General features: G+C 34.5%; 19 protein-coding genes. 7 read left to right on the top strand and 12 right to left on the bottom strand.

Annotated features, from left to right (window positions below):
• Positions 1-117 precede the first annotated feature (117 nt).
• The 4 genes from EKM02_RS13405 to EKM02_RS13390 all read right to left on the bottom strand — a co-directional run bounded on the left by EKM02_RS13405 (position 118) and on the right by EKM02_RS13390 (position 5,421).
• Positions 118-1,389, bottom strand: coding sequence for an adenylosuccinate synthase (locus EKM02_RS13405; protein WP_126455959.1), 1,272 nt, complete (start codon positions 1,387-1,389; stop codon positions 118-120).
• A gap of 31 nt (positions 1,390-1,420) precedes the next feature.
• Complete coding sequence (locus tag EKM02_RS13400; protein WP_126455957.1) at positions 1,421-1,903, bottom strand: Fur family transcriptional regulator; 483 nt, start codon at positions 1,901-1,903, stop codon at positions 1,421-1,423.
• Positions 1,904-2,019: 116 nt separating this feature from the next.
• Positions 2,020-4,239, bottom strand: coding sequence for a RelA/SpoT family protein (locus EKM02_RS13395; RefSeq protein ID WP_126455955.1), 2,220 nt, complete (start codon positions 4,237-4,239; stop codon positions 2,020-2,022).
• A 396-nt stretch (positions 4,240-4,635) separates the two neighbouring features.
• Positions 4,636-5,421 carry a TrmH family RNA methyltransferase gene (locus EKM02_RS13390; RefSeq protein ID WP_126455953.1) on the bottom strand — a complete coding sequence of 262 codons (786 nt, stop codon included), beginning with the start codon at positions 5,419-5,421 and terminating at the stop codon, positions 4,636-4,638.
• A 177-nt stretch (positions 5,422-5,598) separates the two neighbouring features.
• Here EKM02_RS13390 and EKM02_RS13385 point away from each other — a divergent pair, with 177 nt between their 5' ends.
• Genes EKM02_RS13385 through EKM02_RS13365 form a run of 5 tightly spaced genes read left to right on the top strand, consistent with a single transcriptional unit; the run spans position 5,599 to position 10,547 of the window.
• The gene (locus EKM02_RS13385; protein WP_126455951.1) at positions 5,599-6,201 is read left to right on the top strand and encodes a trimeric intracellular cation channel family protein; all 603 of its coding nucleotides are present in this window, start codon (positions 5,599-5,601) and stop codon (positions 6,199-6,201) included.
• A 35-nt stretch (positions 6,202-6,236) separates the two neighbouring features.
• Entirely contained in the window at positions 6,237-7,187 is a 951-nt protein-coding gene (locus tag EKM02_RS13380) for a FemAB family protein (RefSeq protein ID WP_126455949.1), read from the top strand.
• On the top strand, positions 7,184-8,302 hold the full coding sequence (locus tag EKM02_RS13375; RefSeq protein ID WP_126455947.1) for a DegT/DnrJ/EryC1/StrS family aminotransferase: 1,119 nt from the start codon (positions 7,184-7,186) through the stop codon (positions 8,300-8,302). The genes EKM02_RS13380 and EKM02_RS13375 overlap by 4 nt, the downstream gene beginning before the upstream one ends.
• 3 nt (positions 8,303-8,305) lie before the next feature.
• The gene (locus EKM02_RS13370) at positions 8,306-9,793 is read left to right on the top strand and encodes an oligosaccharide flippase family protein (protein WP_126455945.1); all 1,488 of its coding nucleotides are present in this window, start codon (positions 8,306-8,308) and stop codon (positions 9,791-9,793) included.
• A complete protein-coding gene (locus EKM02_RS13365; RefSeq protein WP_234423202.1) occupies positions 9,786-10,547 on the top strand; it encodes an acyltransferase in 762 nt (253 codons plus the stop codon). Before EKM02_RS13370 ends, EKM02_RS13365 begins: the two co-directional genes overlap by 8 nt.
• 35 nt (positions 10,548-10,582) lie before the next feature.
• Here EKM02_RS13365 and EKM02_RS13360 read toward each other — a convergent pair whose 3' ends face one another.
• Positions 10,583-11,074, bottom strand: a complete 492-nt coding sequence (locus EKM02_RS13360; protein WP_126455943.1) for a DapH/DapD/GlmU-related protein — start codon at positions 11,072-11,074, stop codon at positions 10,583-10,585.
• 171 nt (positions 11,075-11,245) lie between these two features.
• Positions 11,246-12,385 (bottom strand): glycosyltransferase, encoded by a 1,140-nt coding sequence (locus EKM02_RS13355; RefSeq protein WP_126455941.1) that lies wholly within the window; start codon positions 12,383-12,385, stop codon positions 11,246-11,248.
• Positions 12,386-12,420: 35 nt separating this feature from the next.
• Between EKM02_RS13355 and EKM02_RS13350 the strand changes: the two genes are divergently transcribed.
• The gene (locus EKM02_RS13350; protein WP_126455939.1) at positions 12,421-13,524 is read left to right on the top strand and encodes a glycosyltransferase; all 1,104 of its coding nucleotides are present in this window, start codon (positions 12,421-12,423) and stop codon (positions 13,522-13,524) included.
• Positions 13,525-13,528: 4 nt separating this feature from the next.
• Positions 13,529-13,924: a sugar 3,4-ketoisomerase gene (locus tag EKM02_RS13345; RefSeq protein ID WP_126455937.1), complete on the top strand. Its 396-nt coding sequence runs from the start codon at positions 13,529-13,531 to the stop codon at positions 13,922-13,924.
• Here the strand turns inward: EKM02_RS13345 and EKM02_RS13340 are convergent.
• From EKM02_RS13340 to EKM02_RS13315, 6 genes are all read right to left on the bottom strand, one after another.
• Positions 13,921-14,862, bottom strand: a complete 942-nt coding sequence (locus tag EKM02_RS13340; RefSeq protein WP_158614756.1) for a glycosyltransferase family 2 protein — start codon at positions 14,860-14,862, stop codon at positions 13,921-13,923. The genes EKM02_RS13345 and EKM02_RS13340 overlap by 4 nt on opposite strands.
• A 13-nt stretch (positions 14,863-14,875) precedes the next feature.
• The gene (locus EKM02_RS13335; protein WP_126455934.1) at positions 14,876-15,748 is read right to left on the bottom strand and encodes a glycosyltransferase family 2 protein; all 873 of its coding nucleotides are present in this window, start codon (positions 15,746-15,748) and stop codon (positions 14,876-14,878) included.
• Positions 15,748-16,434 carry a cell division ATP-binding protein FtsE gene (locus EKM02_RS13330; RefSeq protein ID WP_126455932.1) on the bottom strand — a complete coding sequence of 229 codons (687 nt, stop codon included), beginning with the start codon at positions 16,432-16,434 and terminating at the stop codon, positions 15,748-15,750. Before EKM02_RS13330 ends, EKM02_RS13335 begins: the two co-directional genes overlap by 1 nt.
• A gap of 304 nt (positions 16,435-16,738) precedes the next feature.
• Entirely contained in the window at positions 16,739-17,653 is a 915-nt protein-coding gene (locus EKM02_RS13325) for a glycerophosphodiester phosphodiesterase (protein ID WP_126455930.1), read from the bottom strand.
• 4 nt (positions 17,654-17,657) lie between these two features.
• Complete coding sequence (locus EKM02_RS13320) at positions 17,658-18,611, bottom strand: alpha/beta hydrolase (RefSeq protein ID WP_126455928.1); 954 nt, start codon at positions 18,609-18,611, stop codon at positions 17,658-17,660.
• Positions 18,612-18,616: 5 nt separating this feature from the next.
• Entirely contained in the window at positions 18,617-21,118 is a 2,502-nt protein-coding gene (locus EKM02_RS13315) for a TonB-dependent receptor (RefSeq protein ID WP_126455926.1), read from the bottom strand.
• Positions 21,119-21,224: the final 106 nt, after the last annotated feature.

The raw sequence follows: 21,224 nt of genomic DNA, 5'->3' as shown, positions 1-21,224 counted from the left end.
CAATGGAAAGACTAATCATTGCTGGAGTTAATCATCAATGGAATGAATTGTAGGCAACTAAACGGACAAGCATAAAACTAAAAAAAACGTCCCGATTTATCGGGACGTTTCATAATCTTATTTCAGAATCGTTTGCTTTCTGTCTGGACCTACAGAAACAATTTTGATAGGCACTTCTACTTCTTTTTCGATGAATTCAATGTATTCTTTTAATTCGATTGGTAACTCATCATATGTGGTCATACCAGTCAAATCTTGTTTCCATCCTTTGAAATCCTGATACACTGGAGTTACATTTTCTGGTTCAATGTTGTATGGGAAATGTGAAATATTTTCTCCTTTATAATTGTATTCCGTACATACTTTCAACGTTTCAAATCCTGAAAGGACATCCCCTTTCATCATCATCAGTTGGGTTACACCATTCACTTGAACCGCATATTTCAGTGCTACTAAGTCTAACCAGCCACAACGTCTTTGTCTGCCGGTTACCGATCCAAATTCATTTCCAGCACGGGCCATAGTTGCACCATCTTCGTCAAAAAGTTCAGTAGGGAACGGGCCACTTCCAACGCGTGTTACATAGGCTTTGAAGATGCCGTATACTTCCTTGATTTTATTTGGAGCAATCCCTAAACCGGTACAAGCGCCTGCGGCAGTTGTATTAGAGGAAGTCACAAATGGATAGGTTCCAAAATCAACATCTAATAACGAACCTTGGGCTCCTTCACATAATATTGATTTACCTGCTTTTTGCGCTTGGTGTAAATATTCTTCGCTATCAATAAAGTCTAATTTTTTTAGCTCTTCGATAGCTTCAAAAAATTCTTTTTCTAATTCTTCTAAATTGTATTGTATCGCAACATCATAGAATTTTATCATGGCTTCGTGCTTGTCAGCCAAAGCTCTGTAACGATCTGTAAAATCTTCTAATTCAATATCACCCACACGGATTCCGTTTCTTCCGGTTTTGTCCATATAAGTAGGGCCAATTCCTTTTAAAGTAGAACCAATTTTTGCTTTTCCTTTAGATGCTTCTGATGCGGCATCTAACAAGCGGTGCGTTGGTAAAATTAAATGCGCTTTTCTTGAAATGATTAATTTGTTTTTGATGTCTAATTTAAATTTTTCAAGGCCTTCAATTTCTTTTTGAAAAACTACAGGATCAATTACAACTCCGTTTCCAATGATGTTTACAGCAGTTTTATGAAAAATACCGGAAGGAATAGTTCTAAGAACATGTTTTATTCCATCAAATTCTAAAGTGTGTCCGGCATTTGGACCTCCTTGAAAACGTGCAATAATGTCATATTTCGAAGTAAGAACATCCACAATTTTTCCTTTTCCTTCATCTCCCCATTGCAACCCTAGTAATAAATCTACCGTCATTCTATATGTTATTTGTAGTTAATTTTTATAATTAGGAACGATCTTGTTCGTCCAGAGTATTCTTTTCCTTTTTTACACCGTAAAGGTATAAGGAGTGATTTGTAATTTCTATATCGAAAATTTCCTCAATTGTTTTTTTGATGCTTTGGATTCTAGGGTCACAAAACTCGATTACTTCACCGGTATCAGTCATGATAATGTGATCGTGCTGTTTGTCAAAATATGATTTTTCGTAATGTGCCTGATTCTGTCCAAATTGGTGTTTGCGCACTAAAGCACAGTCCAATAATAATTCGATCGTATTGTAAAGGGTTGCCCTACTAACTTGATAGTTTTTATTTTTCATTTTGATGTAGAGATTCTCTACGTCAAAATGTTCTTCACTATCGTAAATTTCCTGAAGAATAGCATAACGTTCAGGCGTTTTGCGATGTCTTTTTTTCTCAAGATACATTGTAAAAACATTTTTTACAATTTCTTGGTTCTTGTTGTTATCTGTGGAAATGAGTGTCATATACTGGCAAAGATAATTTTTTTAGTTTAAAGATTAAAGTTTCCGGTTTGTTTAGTTTCAAGTTTGTTCTGTTTCAGGCGGGAAAAGCTATATTATTTAAAAAACAAGCAACTTTTCTAGGTTTTATAAACTCGGGTTACCTTATCTATTCCGTCAATTTTTTTGATATTATTGATTAATTTTTTTAAGATCGTATTGTTCCGTACAATTACCGCCACTTGTCCTTGAAATATACCCGCATCAGTGCTCAAAGAAATACTCTGGATGTTCACATGCATATTATTCGAAATCACTTTTGTCAGCTGGTTGGTTAGTCCTAAAACATCCATTCCGGTTATGTTTATGATGGCCTTGAATTCTTCTTGGGAAGAGTCAATCCATTTGGCCGTCATGATCCGGTAGGCATAGTTGGATTGCATTCCAATTGCGTTTGGGCAATCTTTTTTATGCACTTTTATCCCTTCGTTTATCGTGACAAATCCAAACACGTCATCCCCGGGAATTGGGTTGCAACACGGGGATAATTTATAATCTAGTTTGTCATGTTCTTTGCCAAATACGAGTATGTCATAATTGCTACTTATTATTGGTTTATGAATGTCCTCATCAGCTGTGCTGGCGGTTCGTTTTATTTTATTCTTGAAAAAATTAATAAAAGTATTGCTTTTTTGGGCGGCATAATCTTTGAGTTGTTGGTTTTCTATAGCGCCAATCCCTACTCTGTAAAATAAATCTAAGCTTGTTTTTAACTTAAAAAAATTGACTAGCTCATTAACTACAGATTCATTTAACGTTATTTTTAAATGCTTTAGTTTACGCGTCAGCAGTTCTTTTCCTTCTTCTCCAATTTTCTTGGTGTTCTCGTTTAAAACATTTTTTATCTTAGTTTTGGCTCTTGAAGTGGTCACATAATCCAGCCAGTTGATCGTTGGTTTTTGATGTTGTGACGTGATTACTTCAATTTGATCACCACTTTTTAATTCGAAATTCAGCGGGACTAATTTCCCGTTTACACGTGTTCCCCTGGTGCGAATGCCTATTTCGGAGTGAATGCTGAAGGCAAAATCAAGCGATGTAGCGCCTTTGGGCAAGGATTTTATTTCTCCCTTTGGGGTAAAAACAAAAATTTCTTTTGAATATAAATTCATCTTGAAATCCTCCACAAAATTTACTGCATTTGTCTCAGAATTCTCTAAGGCTTCTTTTAGTAGATTGAGCCAGACATCCAAACCACTTTCTTCGGTAGTGCCATTTTTATATTTGTAGTGCGCAGCATATCCTTTTTCGGCAATTTCATCCATGCGTTCGCTGCGTACCTGAACTTCAATCCAGCGCCCTTTGGGACCCATTACGGTAATATGCAAGGCTTCGTAGCCAGTAGATTTTGGGGACGAAATCCAATCGCGCAACCTACTCGGGCTAGGCCTGTAGTGGTCCGTTACAATGGAGTATATTTTCCAGGCTATGAATTTTTCGTCATGGGGAGTTGATTTGTAAACAATTCGGAGTGCAAATTTATCATACACTTCGTCAAAACTTACATTTTGAGCCTGCATCTTTCTCCGGATGGAGTAGATTGATTTTGGCCGGCCTTTTATGATATAATCAATTTCTTCAGTATCTAAGGATGTTTTCAAAACATTTGAAATAGCCTCAATATACGCATCCTGCTCCTCTTTAGTTTCTTTTATTTTACTTACGATTTCATTGTATACTGCTGGTTCCGTATATTTTAACCCTAAATCTTCCAGTTTTGTCTTGATATTGTACAAACCCAATCGATGGGCCAATGGCGCATAAATGTACAGGGTTTCAGATGCAATTTTAGTCTGCTTGTCCTCTTGCATCGAATCCATGGTTTGCATGTTGTGCAGGCGATCAGCAAGTTTAATCAGGATTACGCGCACATCATCATTTAGTGTCAAAATCATCTTGCGAAAATTTTCGGCTTGCATTGAAACGTTCAGATCTCTTTGCACCATCGATATTTTTGTTAATCCTTCAACAATTTGGGCTACTTTAGGATTAAATAAGCGCTCGATATCCTGAATTGTAGTGGGTGTATCCTCGACCACATCGTGCAATAATGCAGCTGCAATAGAGGTTGCTCCCAAACCTATTTCTGAAGCAACAATTTTTGCTACAGCGATAGGATGAAAAATGTAGGCTTCACCGGACTTTCTGCGTTGCTCTTTATGGGCTTCTACAGATACATCAAAGGCTTTTCGGATAAGTTTTTTGTCCTCATCACTCAAAGTTTGATAGCTTATTCGAAGTAACTCTTTGTACTCCTGAGCAATAGCTTTATTTTCTTTTTCTAAATCTATTTCGGTCATAACAGCATGGTTCATTTCCTAAAAATAGCAATAAGTTAGCAGATATGCAATTTTATTTAAGCACGATATTACAGGATTTTTTTAAACGTTAAATAATAAAAGTCATAATTAAAATCAGTCCGTCCGGAAATGGGTTTAATTGTGATTCAGACTGCTTTTCCAGTTGTGTTGCATTTTAAAAATAAATGCACATCAGCATGAAAATACATATTATTTCATTTTACCACACAATTAGTGGCTTTGCAGAAAAAATAGTACCGGAAGGCTGTGGCGAACGTTTGGAAGCAAAATGAAATTTCTCTTTTAACTAAAAGTAGTCCTTCTCTAAACCAATTGTCTTTAGTTATGCCAATGAGAATTTTGAAATCTCCTATTGAAAAAGCATTCATCTTCAGTCTAAAATCCCCGTTGTCTTTTGGCTTCAAAGATCAAGATGGCTGCAGCAACGGAAACATTCATCGAATCGATTTCGCCCTGCATTGGAATAATAATATTGTGGGTGGCTTCTTCTCGCCATGCTACTGTCAAGCCAGTTGCCTCTGTTCCTACTACTAAAGCCGTTGGTGTGGTGTAATCTTGGGTATGATAGGAAGTGGAGTTTTGTAGGGTTGCACAATAAAAATTGATTTTTCGTTCCTTCAAAAAAGCAATAATTTCTGCTGTAGTTCCGGTTGCAATTTGGTTGGTAAACAAACAACCTACGCTGGAACGCACAATATTTGGGTTGTATAAATCGCTTTTTGGGTTGGCAATAATCACGGCATCCAGATTAGCAGCATCCGCAGTGCGCAACAAAGCGCCAATGTTTCCCGGTTTTTCAGGTGCTTCAGCAACTAGAATCAATGGGTTTTCGGATAATTCTAAATCGGATAATCGCAATGATTTGGTTTTGGCTATAGCCAAAATACCTTCGGTGGTATCGCGATAAGCCAGTTTCTGGTAGACTTCTTTATTGATTTCGATCAATTCTGCATTTTCAGACAATTGATGCGCTTCGGTCTCGGAACAAAGTTCAGGTAAAAACAATAAAGTTTCTATTTCGTAACCGCCTTTGATTGCAATTGAAATTTCCCGTTTTCCCTCTATCAAAAAAGTACCGGATTGTTTGCGTGCTTTTGCTTTTTCCTGCAATTGCACTAAGGATTTTATGTGCGGATTTTGTATCGAAGTAATTTGTTTCAAGGCTTTCCTCTATTTAATTAAACACGACAAAGATACACAGAGAAAATCCAGTTTTCTAATCTGATCCGAATATTTATTTGGAAGCAATAGCAGCATTAATGCCAGTTGCTTTGGTTATTTTTACGAGTATTTTCTTTATTTTTGTCAAAATTCCAAAATTAAAAAATTTCAATCTAAATGTTTTACTTTCTAGACTTTGTCGGTACGATTGCTTTTACCATGTCAGGCGCATTGACCGCTATGAGTAAAAAACTCGATCCTTTTGGGGTGTTCATCATTGCGTTTGTAACGGCTGTTGGCGGCGGAACCTTGCGAGATGTTATGATTGGTAGGACGCCCGTGGGCTGGATGCTGGACCTGAATTACGTGTATGTGATTTTTTTGGGGTTTGTTTTGTCGATTATTTTCAGGAAAAAATTTGATCGTTTGCGCACTTCTTTGTTTTTATTTGATACCGTCGGGCTGGGCGTTTTCACATTAATTGGTCTTGAAAAAGGAATAAATATTGGTTTGCATCCTGTTATATGCATTGCATTAGGAACGATCACAGCTTGTTTTGGAGGGGTTATTCGGGATATTTTATGCAACGATATTCCGGTGATTTTCAGACGGGAAATTTACGCCACGATTTGTATTCTGGGCGGAATGCTGTTTTTTATGCTTCGGGAATTTAATTTGGATAAGGATATTTTATACATAACAACGTCGATTTTTATTATTGTGATTCGGTTGATGGCCGTAAAATTCAAATGGTATCTGCCCACTTTAGAACCTAAATAAAAAATGATTACTTTCACAAAGTCTAAAACCAAAGCGTGAAAAATTATACCGTCAAACGATATCAAAAAAGCGATTATGCCCATTGGAATTCCTTTATTGGTCAAGCCAAAAATGCAACCTTTTTGTTTCACCGTGATTTTATGGAATACCATGAGGATCGCTTTGAAGATTTTTCAGTACTTATTTATGACAAACAAAAACTGGTAGCAGTTTTGCCAGCTAATAAATTGGAAAACAGCATTTTTTCACATCAGGGTTTGACCTATGGCGGCTTGGTTTATTCAGCGATAATAAAAGCAGAAATAGTAGCGGAACTTGTAGACTGTGTTTTGTCTTTTTTTAAAGACCATAGCATCCAATCCTTTTATTTGAAACAAATCCCTTTTTTTTATCTTTCAAAAGGAAATGCTGAAATGGAGTTTTTCTTGCTTAAAAAAGGTGCTTTTCTGGAGAAGAAAGAAATGAATTTGGCCATTAATTTAGCAATGCCTTTGACGGTTTCTAAAAGTAAATTGAAGCATTTGAGAAAAATGGAAGTATTTGACTTGCAACTTGTCGAGGAAGCGGAGCCGGACTCTTTCTGGGAATTGGTTTTAGAACCAAGATTGCGTGAAAAATACAATGCAAAACCAGTTCATACCTTGCAAGAAATCACAAAATTAAAGATATTATTTCCGCAAAACATCAAACAATTTTCAGTGTATTATGACGATGTAATAGTTGCCGGAGTGACCCTGTTTGAAACCGAAAAGGTGGTGAAATCACAATATGGAGCCACCACTAAAAAAGGCGAGGAGTTGCGCGCATTGGATTTTGCATTTATTACTTTAATAGAAAAATACAAAAAACAAGGCATGCTTTTTTTTGATATGGGTATTGTAAATGATACTAATGAAAGCGGATTTCATGCCGGACTTTTGAAACAAAAAGAAGAATTAGGCTGCACGGTATATGGCCAAGACTTTTATAAAATGAATCTAGTATGATACCATTTTTAGATTTAAAAAAAACAAACAAGCCCTATGAAACCGCTTTTCAGGAAAAATTAAAAGGGTTTTTAGCGAATGGTTGGTATATTTTAGGGAATGAAGTCAGCGAGTTTGAAACCAATTTTGCGGCTTATTGCGGAACAAAATACTGTATTGGGACGGGAAATGGTTTTGATGCTTTAGTGCTCGTTTTTAAAGCCTATATCGTGTTAGGAAAACTGCAAAAAGGGGACGAAGTCATTGTGCCAGCAAACACGTACATTGCCAGTATTCTCGCTATTTTGCAAGCAGATTTAATTCCGGTTCTGAGCGAGCCAAAATTAGAAACCTATAACTTGGATCCCGATTTAATTACAGCAAAAATCACTTCTAAAACAGGAGCTATTCTAGTCGTTCATCTCTACGGACAGCTGGCAGAAATGGAGAAAATAAATGAAATTGCTGCAGCAAACAATTTATTAGTAGTAGAAGATGCGGCTCAGGCTCACGGGGCTTCCTTTGAAGATGAAAGTGCGAAGACCCAAAACCAAAAGCCAAAAACCCAAGCCTATAGTTTTTATCCTGGGAAAAATCTAGGGGCATTAGGCGATGCCGGTGCCGTTACGACTAATGATTCTGAATTAGCCAGGGTTATTCAGTCGCTGCGAAATTACGGATCGGAAGCCAAATATTATAATGACTATGTAGGGATAAACTCCAGATTAGACGAATTGCAAGCTGCTTTTTTAAATGTGAAATTACCGTTTTTAAATGCTGAGAACGACCGCCGAAGAACAATTGCCAATCGCTATTTATCCGAAATAAAAAACGATAAAATAACACTTCCATTTTGGGATTTGTCAAACAATCATGTCTTTCATTTATTTGTCATTCGAACTCAGGATAGAACGGATTTACAAGAATATTTACGTCAAAACGGAATTCAAACGGTTATCCATTATCCAGTTTCGCCCCACCGTCAAAAAGCTTTCTCTTCTGAGACTGCGGGATGGAATATGTTGTCCTTTCCAATTACTGAAAAAATTCATGAAGAAGTTTTGAGTTTGCCCATAAGTCCTGCCTTGACATCGGAGGAGGTTCGTCATATTATTGCAATTTTAAATACATATTAAAAAGTGTCCGATAGTAAAACGTCATATCATCGCATTGTAAAAACGACTTCGCTTTTTGGGGGCGTTCAGTTTTTTATGATTATTATTGGAGTCATCCGGACTAAGTGTATTGCTGTTTTTATTGGGCCTGAGGGAATGGGGATTATTTCTTTGTTGAACTCGGCTATAAATCTTGTGGGCGGCGTTACTGGTTTAGGGATTGAAACCAGTGGTGTAAAACACCTTTCCAGTAGCTACAAAAACGACAATTTAAGTACGATTGCATCTGTAGCAGCACTTATAAAAAAGCTCGCAGTACTAACCGGGATTTTAGGATGCGTTCTTGTGATCCTATTTTCTAGTTGGCTGAGCCAAATTACTTTTGGGAATTCGAATCATACTTTTACCTTTGTTTTTATTTCGATCACCTTGTTGTTCCGGCAATTAATGATTGGCCAGCTGGTTGTTTTGCAGGGTTTAAGAAAAATGCGGCTTTTAGCCAAAGCTAATTTTTATGGAAATGGATTGGGGTTGTTAGTTTCAATTCCGTTGTATTATTATTACCGGATTGATGCCATTGTCCCGACCATCATAGTTGCCTCTTTAGCCTCACTATTGGTTTCTTTTTATTATTCGAAAAAAATACCAATTGAAAAAAATGTGTTTTCCAAAGAACAAGGAAATACCGAAGGAAAAAGTATTATTAGACTTGGTATTTTATTGACATTAAGTGGTTTGCTGACCTTGTTATCAACGTATTTGATTCAAATTTTTGTTGGAAAATGGGGTGGTTTAGAACAAGTTGGGTTTTACAATGCCGGTTTCACCTTGTTGAATTCCTATGTGGGAGTAATTTTTACGGTCATGAGTACCGATTATTTTCCAAGATTAGCGTTCATTAGTACGGATAATGAAAAAGTAAGAACCAGTGTTGTTCAGCAATCGTTTGTTTCAATATTAATTATTACACCGGTAATCATTTTATTTTTAACGTTCATTCCGTTGATTGTTAAAATTATATTTACACCGGAATTTAACGCCATTATTTCAATGGTTTGTTTTGGAATATTAGCAATGTTGTTTCGGGCCGTTTCGTGGTCAATGGGTTATATTTTGATTGCCAAAGGCGATTCTAAAATGTTTATGCGAACTGCTGTTGGATTTAATAGCATTTCGCTTATTTTGAATATTTTAGGGTATTATTATTACGGTTTGGAAGGTCTTGGATTTAGTTTTTTGCTTTATTATTTCATTCATTTTTTGGGTTTAAAAATAATCACCAAAAAAAGATATGGGTTTTATTTTGAAAGCGATTTTTATAACACTTATTTAGTTTGCATCTTGCTGTGTGTGGCAACTTTTTTGTTCCGATACCTCCCAAATCCAATTTTAAAGTATGGCTTAATGTCACTAATGGTAGTAGTGTCGATTGTTTTTGTTTTATTTGAAATGAACAAAAAGACCGCATTAAAAGAATTGTTCAATGCCATAATTAAGAAAAAGAATGATTGAAATACTTAAGAATGTTTACAGAAAAGTAAGATTTTTTTATCATCGGTTACAACTGTATTATTCCGTAAACTGGACCAAAACGGTATATTTTAATTTTAAAAAATTCCCTTTTAATACTGCAAAAAAACTACCATTTGTTTTCTTCGGAAAAGTGAGTTTTCAGTCAATAAAAGGAGAGGTAATAATTAATGCTCCTATAAAAATGGGTATGGTTAGTTATGGACAGTATTTTGAAATTGCTAAAAGAGCTAAAGGGACAGCCGAAATTTATTTACTAGGAAAGTTAGTTATAAATGGGCCTCTGCATATTGGTAAAGATGTTCTACTGTATGTAGGTGAGAATGCGCATTGCGAATTCGGCTATATGTCTTGTTTAGGTTCGGATGTTAAGTTGGTTTGTACCCAAGAAGTACATTTAGGAGATTGGGCAGGAATAGGATATGAGTCGCAAATTATTGACACAAATTCTCATCCCATGATGAATAGTGAGACGGGTGAATATTACCCCATACAAGGGTCTATTTTTATAGGTTCTCATAATGCGGTATCTAATAGGGTTTCTATAATGCCCAATACAAAAACGCCAGACTTCTGCGTGATTGCTTCTAATACATTATGCAATAAAGATTATACGAGTTTAGGCAGTAATATTTTAATGGGTGGCGTACCTGCGAAACTCTTAAAGAAAAATTATACCCGTGACTGGGATGGTGAAAAAGAACTTTTAAAAAAGTATAAAATTATTGATTGGTAATTTTTCATTTAGAAAAAGGAACACTTTGACATTTATTACTCGTTTTTTTTATAAAATTTAGCAGGATTTCCAAACCACACTTCGTTTTCTGGTACATTTTTGTTTATGAAGGACATAGATCCTAGAATGGAATCATTGCCAATTTTTATTCCATGCTGCAGAACACAGTTGGTACCTATAAATACATTAGAACCAATGTCAGCACCTCCAATTTGATGCATATCGGTGTCTAAATTGTTAGACATCATTTTAGGGGAAATGTAGGTGTTATCACCAATTTTAACTCCTCTTGCTATTATACTATCGTATCGAATGGTTACATTATTGCCAATTACGCAATTACCTGATGATGAAACTCTTGAATCGATATAGCCGTTTTTTCCAATAATGGTGCCTTTCCTCAATTCAACATAATTCTTGATAATCGTATTGTCGCCAATAATCACATCGTCTTCGATGATACAGAAATGTCCGATTTCAACATTCAACCCAATTATTGCCTTGTCCGATATTATATTAGTATTCATGTATATTGATTAAAAAAGTTTGATTGAATAAAATATAAAACATTTCGAAAGTAATTATTTAAAGTTAAATAATTGTAGTTTTACTGTATTTATATTGCAAGTAAAGTTGGTATACTAAGTAAATGAAGTAGTGGGAATTATTTTGGAAATTGTAGGGTATGAGTTATACGTTTAATTTTCATTCCAAACACGTAAATAGTGATCAGCAATTTTAATGTAATCGTGTTCTTTTTCTACAAAAGTTCTGGCTCTTTTTCCAATGGTTGTTATTTCTTTGGGGTTTTCAATTAAAAATGAAAGCGCTTTGACAATTTCATTCACTTCAGGCAGTGCATTTATAGCAACTATTTCAATTAATTGATAATGCGCCATGAACTCACTTTCGGCACCTGTAAAAACCACCTTTCCTTTTGCCATAGCCTCTAATGCATTATATCCTTGATCATACGCATAAACCTGATCTAACAAAATGTGCGCGTCATCATAAAGTTTGATGTAATTTTGGTACGGAATATTCTCAACAATTGTTATTATTACCTTACTTCCAAACTTGTTTTTGATAATGGATAGTGCTTCTTCGAAAATGTCATTTCCTTTTTTATGGTAATTCCACCGATTAATTCCATGAAAAATGACAATTTTATCTATGACTTTGTTTTCAAAATACGAAAGTTTTTCTAAATTGATTGGATTTGGAATTAATCCTAAATACTTTGGATTTTCTTTCAATGGAATTACATAATCGATATCGGTTGCGATAACACCTTGGATTAGGGAATAAATTTTTCGATGATGCTCCTTATGGTCGCAATCTAAATACTTTAGCACATGTCTGTATTCTTCAATAAGTAAGGGGTTTTTAAAATAAGGATCTAAAAGTGAATAACGGAATTTGTTGTCTATCAAGGCCTGTGTGAAAATTACGTCAGCTCCAGAGGACAATAAAAACATTTTATTATTCTGCTCTTTAATTCTTCTTAAAAGATAATATTCAAGTTTTATGTTTGTTTGAATCGGGGTTTCACTAATTAATTGAACAACATCAAAGTTTTTAAGTTTTGACAACAAAAAATAAAAGCGAATGCCATATTCTAACTGAGCAAAATCATATTTAAAAAGGCGATAAATGATTTGTCGTGGAATGTTAATCAATTTAGATTTACTCCATTTTGCATCGATATTGAAATCAATTGGGTATTTCTTGAAACCATCTCCATTACCCACAATCGTTACCTCATGTGCAAGATTAATAAGTCCCTCTTTTAAAGAATTATGTAAACAACTATATTCGCCAAGAAGTAAAATCCGCATGAATTATTATATTTGTTCGAAATTACAAATCAAAAATGATTAAACAAAACCAAAAAATTAAAATTGCTTTAATTGGAGATAGTTTGGCGCAAGGTGGAGCAGAAAAAGTGCACGCATTATTGTCGATTTATTTTAAAGATTCAGGTTTAGAAGTTGAAAATTGTATTTTTACTAATTGTGTTTCCTATAAATTTTCTGGGACTTTACTGAATTTAGGAAAAACAAGCCCAGGATCTTTCTTTATTTTTAGAAAATTAAGTCAATTTTTAGTGTTTAAAAAATTTATTAAAAGCAATAATTTTGATTTCGTAATTGATTTTAGAATGCGTACAAATTTTTTCTGGGAATTTTTAATTTCCAATACTGTTTACTCTTCAAAAATATTTTATACCGTTCATAGTGGAGTTTTAGAATATTATTTTCCTAAATCGGCATTTCTTTCCAATTTAATTTATAACAAAAAAAATGTTGTAACTGTTTCAAAAGCGATTAGAAATGAAATTTTATTTAAAAAATTGGCCAATAAAGTTGACTGTATTTATAATCCTGTTGATTTAAGGGCAACCGCCAATTTGCAAAAACAATCTTCTTTTGCCGATTCAGATTACATATTGGCGATAGGGAGGATGAGCACTGATATAAAGCAATTTGACAAATTAATTTTAGCCTATACAAAATCAAATTTATCTGATCAAAATATTAAGCTTGTTTTTTTGGGAGAAGGTGAGAATAAGCAAAAATACATCCATTTAGCAGAACAATTAGGAGTGAAAGATTTTGTTATTTTTAAAGGATTTGTTGAAAATCCATTTCCATATTATAAAAATACTCTTTTTTTAGTTTTATGTAGTAAAAATGAAGGGTTTCCCAATGTAATAATGGAATCATTAGGAGTAGGTACTCCTGTAGTTGCATTTGATTGTTTTTCTGGCCCAAATGAAATTATTATTGATAAAAGTAACGGACTTTTAGTTGAAAACCAAAATTTTGAAAAACTAACTGAAGCGATGAATCTCTTTGTAGAAAATAATGAGTTATATGATTATTGTAAGAGTAATTCGTGTCAGAGTGTAGCCCCTTTTTCATTAGATAAAATAGGAAAGCAATGGTTGGATTATTTGAAAATTAATGTAAGTTAGCTTTATGAATATAGAAATCATTCAGATACCAAAAATAGAGGACAATAGGGGTAATATTTCAATTATAGAAAATGATGTAGTTCCTTTTGAAATAAAGAGAGTCTATTATCTTTATGATATCCCCAGCAGTTCTAAAAGAGGAGGCCATGCTCATAAAGAACAATTCGAGTTGTTAATTCCGCTCTCGGGAAGTTTTGATGTGGTTTTGAAAAACGGAAAAGAAGAGCGAATTATCGCACTTAACAAGCCAGATAAAGGACTATTGATTAAGTCAAATGTATGGCGCGAACTTAATAATTTTTCTTCCGGAGCAGTATGTTTGGTTATTTCTTCTGGAGTGTTTGATGAGGATGATTATATACGCGATTATGAAGATTATTTAAAGCATTTGAATGCTTAATCGTAGGTAGTAAATCGAATCCCTTTTTTTATAAAAAATGTTTTTACTTTTTTTAAAAATTGAAGCATAAATGAGGGCAAGTTTAATAAAAGGCGTTGTTTTAAATTGAGACCAGAAATCTTAGAGTTAGCATTTATTCTTTTTTTTATTTTATAGAAATTAGTTAAATCATTTTCCATTTTGTAATGTTTAGCCATTATATAGCGGTTAAAATCCAAATATTTTTTTAAACTAGGGTTTTCGCTTGCAATTCTTTCATAGGAATCAAAATTGGTAATGGTCTTGTTTTTTAAAGTTGAATTCGTAATTTGATTTTCTGAGAACATGATATATTTGACACAAGCTTCGTGCGAGTACGCTAATGTAAACGAGTTATTTGCGCGGATATTAAAATCGACATCTTCACCAAATGTAATGGCCTCATTATAATAGCCGATTTCTTCAAAAACTAATTTATCAACGCATAAACTTGAGGGACAATATATAGGTTGACATAAACTTGCTTCAAAGAAATTTGGAATAATTTTTTCGCTTTTTATGTTTGTTTTTGGAGGAAGTGCTATTGTATTAGAATAGATTTCCAAATAATTAGTAGCAAATAATTTGGCTTCGGGATATTTTTCTGTTAATAAAAATATTTTCTCTAAGAAATTGATTTCCCAAATGTCGTCGGCATCTAAAAAAGCAATGAATTTTGCTTTGGCATTTTTTATTCCAGTATTTCTCGTTGCGGAAAGTCCTCGGTTTGTTTCGTGTTTTATTGTTCTTATTTTAGGAGAAGCCAATGAGGTTGCAATACTAAAGCCAGAATCTGTTGAAGCATCATCAATCAGTATCACTTCAAAGTCAGTAAATGTTTGGTTAAGAACGCTTTTTAAAGTGTTTTCAATGAATGTTTCCTTGTTGAAAAGTGGAATTACTACAGAAAAGTGGATCATGTCATTTCGGTTTTTATTTGCAGATGTAGCCCACTCTAAAAACATTAAAAATAAATAGACTTGGGTTTTTTCCTTTGATATTTTTTAATAAAAATTTTTCAAAAAAGGGGAAGAGTTTTGAAATGGGAAAGCTTAATTTTGTTTTGTTTAGAAAATGATAAAGTTGAACCATTCTTATAAATCTAATATCAATTTGGTCTAAGAGGTATAAACTCTTAAGATTTTCTAAAGCTTCTTTTGTTTTTTTTACAAAGTCTTCATTTGTGTCGATATCGATATGTTCGACAGGGTTTTCAATATGGTTTACTTTAAACTTAAATGTACTTAGTTTATAGGAGAGAAAAGTGTCTTCGTGACCATAAGCACAAAGTTCTTCTTTAAATTTTACTTTGTCAAAACAGTTCTTTTTAATTAAAGTGTTATTGAAAAGTAACGATTTAAATGGGGTTTGTTTTCTGCTTGATACTGTTTGATCTTCAATAAACCGGCCGTATTTCCATCGTAATCGTTGACTGCTAGAAGGACAATTTTCTGGATGCAATCGTCCTCCGTAAATAACATCAAAATCTTCTAAATTAAGTAAGTATTTAGTTATATAATTTTTATTGCGAATTATGGAGTCACAATCTAAAAACAGCAAGTAGTCATATTTTGACTTCGTGATCAGTAAATTTCGAATTTTGCTTCGGCCAATATTTTTGGATAATTCAGTAAAAGAACAGTTGGTTAATAAAGTTATCGAATTGATGTTTGTCTTGATTTGGTCCGATGCATCATCTATACAGATGATTTCAAAATCAATTTTAGATTCCATACACTGTTTCTGCACTTCCTGAACCAGCGGATATGCATTATAATTGTATATTGGAATAAGAATAGAAAGCATTACACGGATCTCTGTTGCACTACTTCAAAAATTCGTTCGTCTTCACATTTTAATGTTTTCGAAGGGAATTTCATAAGCAACGCATAATCATGAGTGGCCATAATGACTGTTTTTCCATTGGCATTGATGCTTTTTAAAACTTCCAAGACTTCAGCACTGGTTTGTGGATCCAGATTCCCGGTAGGTTCATCCGCAAGTATAAGTTCAGGATCGTTGAGTAAAGCTCTTGCAATGGCAACACGTTGTTGCTCACCACCTGAAATTTGGTGTGGCATTTTGTTGCCAAACTCTTTCATTGCTACTTTGTCCAGCACCTCATCAATTTTTCGCTGCATTTCATCAGCATCAGTCCAGCCTGTAGCTTTCAGGACAAATAACATATTGTCTTTAATGGTTCTGTCCGGCAGTAATTTGAAATCCTGAAAAACGATTCCAATTTTTCTTCTCAAAAACGGAATGTCATCTTCTTTTAAGGTGGCTAAATCAAAGTCAACAATACTTCCTTCTCCTTCTTTTAAAGCCAAATCACCATACAAGGTCTTCATTAAGCTGCTTTTTCCGGAACCTGTTTTTCCTATAATATACAGGAATTCACCATGTTTTACCTCCAAATTTACATGAGCTAAAATAGTTTTTTGTTCTTGGAAAATGGTAACGTTTTTTAAAGACAGGACAGATTGTGACATAATACAGTTTATTTATGGGGTAAAAGTAACAAGATAACGGTTCTATTCAAAATAAATTCTATTCTATTCAACGGATTTTCAAAAAACAGGTATAAACAAGGGAAAGTCCGAATTTTATTTAAAGCCAATTTATCCGCGCTTTATTGCTGCTTGCAGTTCCCATTTTAGCATAAAAAAAGAGTAGAAAATGAAGGTTTTCTACTCTTTTAATGAAATATAATTTGTTAAGGACCTTTTCAGTAGCCTCACCCAAACAGGATAGTTTTGTTGCTTTAAGGAAGAAATGAAATCAAGACGCAAGTTCTTATTTTTTAAAGAGCAATCCTCTATCGGGATAATCCGTTATGATGCCATCAACTCCCCAACCTAGTACCGTTTTCATCCGACTTACTTCATTAATAGTCCAAGGAATAACTTTCATTCCTTTGGCCTGTAATTCCGCTACAATTTCGGCAGTCAATAGCGTATGTTCTGGACTGTAGCTGTCTGGGATAAATCCCAAAGCATCTAAATTTGTTTTGACACTATCTTTATAGACCAGAGCCGCTAGTTTGTAATCCGGGTAGGCTTTATGGATATAACGCAGTACTCTAAAATCAAAACTTTGGATCGTTAGTCTTTCCATTGGGATACGCCCTTGGATTGTTTTAATAAATAAATCCGCAAAAACCTGAGGTGTTGGATGGTATTTATTGTCCCCCTCTGGAGTACTTTTTATTTCAATATTATAGAAGATCTTTTGGTCAGATAAAAGTTCAGACTGCGCAATTACATCCAACAGCAATGGTTTTGAAACCCTACTATTAGTCTGCTCAGGAAATTGTGGATGTTTGATGCTACCACAATCATATTGACGTATTTGTGAATAAGTAGTCTGATAGATATTTAAGTTTAATTCGTCCTCCTTGTTAATAGTGCTTCCTAAACTATCCAAACAAATTATGTGGTTGAAAAAAGGATCATGTGATACCAGTATTTGGTCGTCCTTTGTAACAACTACGTCTAGCTCTAAGGTGTTTACTCCCAATTTGATTGCGTTTTTAAAGGCAACTAATGAATTTTCGGGGTAGAGTCCTCTTGCTCCACGATGCCCCTGTAAATCAAAATTAAAGAGAGTTTGAATTTCACTAGGAAGTAATTGGACTGTTTGTTTTTCTTGTTGAGCCTTGCAACCTAGCGTACATATTGCTAAAACTGCTGTTATTATGATTTTATTCATGTTTTTATTGTAAGATTGTTTGGTTTAAAAAGTCTACCGTAGCCTGATAAACACCTTGCCAATCCTTTGAACGTAAATCACAAGCAATAACATGATCCCCACTTTCTGGAAAGGCTATTTTTGTTTTTTTGTTTTCAGGCGTTCCTAAAAAGTTGTACATTGTATGCATGGCAGAAACGGAAACGACTTGGTCCTGTTCTTTTTCGTTTTTGTAATAATAGCCTAAGAAAACCGGACACTTGACCTTTGTAAATGTAGTTTCAGTCATGTTTTGTTTGAGCATAGTGATTAAGGAAACATAGCCATTGATGTGGTAATTGGTAGACCAGTACTTAGCTTGTTCCTCTGGGCGGTTTTGTGTTCGCATATTGCCACCAATAGTTTCTTTGAATTTCTCTCTACCACCAGGCAGGATGATACCCGCCATAGCAGGATTAAATAAATCCACAAAAGGCGAATAGAGGATCAATCCCGAGATGCTAGGATCTTCGGATGCCAATTTCAAGCTTAAAGTTCCTCCCGTTGAGGTACTGACCAAAATTACTTTTTCTCCCAGTTTTTTCCCAATTTCTAATGCTAGTTTTGCAGAGGCAATATAGTTTTCAGGCGTAAGAAATTCAAAGGTATTTTTACGATAAATACCATGTTCCTCTAAACGCGAGAGGTAGATGTTGGCTTTGTATTTTGTAGAAAGCATTTTTAAAACCGGTTCTCCTTCCCGGTGACTAGCGCCAAAACCATGCAAATAAACAAAAGCAACAGCTGTTTTTTTGTTTTTATACCCATCAGCCCATATTATTTTAGCCGCATTGTTTGGCTTGATTCCAATTACTTTGGCCTCTGTAGTAGCGAGATAGGAATCTAAGCTGGATATTTCTACTGTGCTTATTCCTTCTTGGCTAAAAATAGAAGTATAAAAAAAGAGTGTTGCAAGTAGTGTGTTTATTGTTTTTTTCATTTTTGTTAAAATTTAACAGCCATTTGTACACCATAGAACTGAGGTGCACCAGCTATAAAAGTTGGTATTCCAAAAGCTCCACCTGTATTTCCGGCATCAATAATATACTTTTTGTCAAAAAGATTAGTCATGAATAATCCTATTTCGTATTTTTTTCTAATGGTTAATCCTGTTCTGATATTCAAAAGACCATACCCTGCTTGTGAAATATTAGGTAAGTTTGTTTCTTCAAAAAACACTTTCGATTTGTATGTATAGCTTGGCCTAAGGTAAAGGTCTAAGATAGTGTTTACAGATGGATTGTAATTAAATCCAACAGAAAAGGAATGTTTTGGAGTCAATCGGAAAGTATTTCCCGCCAATTGTTGTTGGTTCCCGTCTGAATCCGTTTCATCAAAGGCAGCATCAATGTACGCATAATTGACAAAGAAAGAACTGTTTTTTGTAAACTGATATTGCAAGGCCGTTTCAAAACCAAAAGTTGAGGCAGAACCACTGTCATTTGGCTGAATCACTAAACCATTCTGTTCGTCTAATCGTGCGATAGTCGTTTGAAAATTGCTGTAATCGTATATAAAAGCATTGATGTCAAATTGCAATCGGTTGTTTAGGAAGAGAGATTTGGCGCCAAATTCATAAGACCATACCGTTTCATCCGATAATACATTAACAGTTTTCGCGGTAACATTAATTACGTTAGGTCTTCGGCCTCTGGCAACATTCCCAAAAAGAGTAATGTGGTCCGTTATATCATAATTTATTGCAAATCGTCCAACAGCAGAGGTGAAGGTTTCGCTGGCAGTACGTTTTCCATTTGTAGGAGCAAATAAGTTGTTAGGAAAAACTCCTAAAAAATTACCCAATACACCAGGCTGATCTGCATTTTGAACCTCTAAACCGGCATTACTATTTTCTAAAGTAGCTCTTACACCCAAAGTAAAAGTCAATTTATCAGTTAAATCATAAGATGCATCTGCGAAGATATCTCCAGAATAATTCTCTCCAAAATTGGTTGATTTTTCTTTGTTGAAAGCTAAAAGCGGTGCTCCTGCCAATGGACCAAAAGCAGGGTCGTTTGGAATATTTGGGTATAAGGTAGGAACGCCATTAACGATTAGTGTGTTTCTAGCTGCCAATAAGGCAAAATAACTTTGTTCATTTACTTCAAAAGGAACCGCTTGAGATCCTTTTTCATAAAAAACATTTGCTCCAACGAAACCGGATAATTTATTTTTATCATTAAAATTAAATCTCATTTCTTGGCTGAATTGTTTTCCTTCAGCAATTTCTCTAAAGTAAAGCACTGGAGCTGCCGTACCATCGGCATCAAAAGCTTCATCTGATTTAAATTCTCTGTAAGCTGTGGTGGCGGTCATATCCCAATTAGGATTGATTTCAGATTTCAATATCGCTGTAAGACCATAAACTTTTCTGTCGATTCCCAATTCGGTTCCTCTTTCTAAGTCCGCAAAGGTATTTGGGTTGGTTGTTCCACCTAAAGGGGCATAAGTTCCGCTTTTGAAACCCGTTCCCGGTGGGGTGTCCTGTTGCCAGTTTGCAATTAAATCTAAACTGGTTTTATCACTCATTAAATATTTTAAGGAAGTTCTAAAAGCTAGCGTTTCTTTACCATTCAAGTTGCCTCCAGATCTGTTTTCTATAAAACCGTCTCTTTTACTCAGGATTCCGGCTACTCTTACAAATAGTTTGTCCTTAATAAGGGGAGTGTTTGCAAACCCATTCACTGAGAATTGGTTATAATTACCCGTTCCTATTTTTAGTTCTCCTGAATTTTCGTTTTTAGCTTTGTTTTGAATAATATGCATGGCACCAATTTGTGCACCTCTGCCAAAAAGAGTTCCCTGAGGACCTTTTAGAACTTCAACGCGTTCAATGTCAAACAACTCTACTACAGATCCCCTGGATTTACTGATGGAAACTCCATCTTGAAAAATTGAAACGCGTGGTTCTACTCGAGAATCCCCACTATCACTGGTAATTCCTCTAATAACGATTCCAGGATTATTTACACTTTGAATCTGGATTTGTAATCCAGGAACATAATCTGAAAAAGCATCATATTCTGAAATTCCTAAATTTTCAATAAATTTCCCCCCATAAGAGGTAATGGCGATGGGAACATCTTTATTTAATTGTTCTCTTTTTTGGGCGGTAACAATAATACCATCTAATTGAAAGGAACTTTCTTTTAAAATAAAATTTTGTGTTGTTTCGGATTGGTTTAAGGAGATTGAAATTTTTTGGCTTTCGTAACCAAGATAGGCCACTTGAATTGTGTAAGTGCCGAATTTTATATTTTGCAATTGGTAACTTCCAGCAATATCAGTTATCGTGTTCTTAGATGTGGTATTAATGTTGATTGATGCACCAATAAGAGGTTTGCCTGATTCGTCTGTAATAATTCCATTTAAAGTGCTGTTTTCTTGTGCTTTAATAGTAAAAAACCATAGTGTACTCAATAAAATAAAATAGTAATTAACTTTCATTTTTTTTATATGTTTATGTTTAAATTTATTTATGCTTGTCCGTATTAACACCTAATTATTTTGTATCTTTAAAATCTAAACAGATTTGATATGAATATTTTAGATT

It is taken from the genome of Flavobacterium sp. RSP49, from assembly GCF_003968735.1.
Lineage (GTDB): Bacteria > Bacteroidota > Bacteroidia > Flavobacteriales > Flavobacteriaceae > Flavobacterium.
This window is presented reverse-complemented; position numbering and strand designations above follow the sequence as displayed.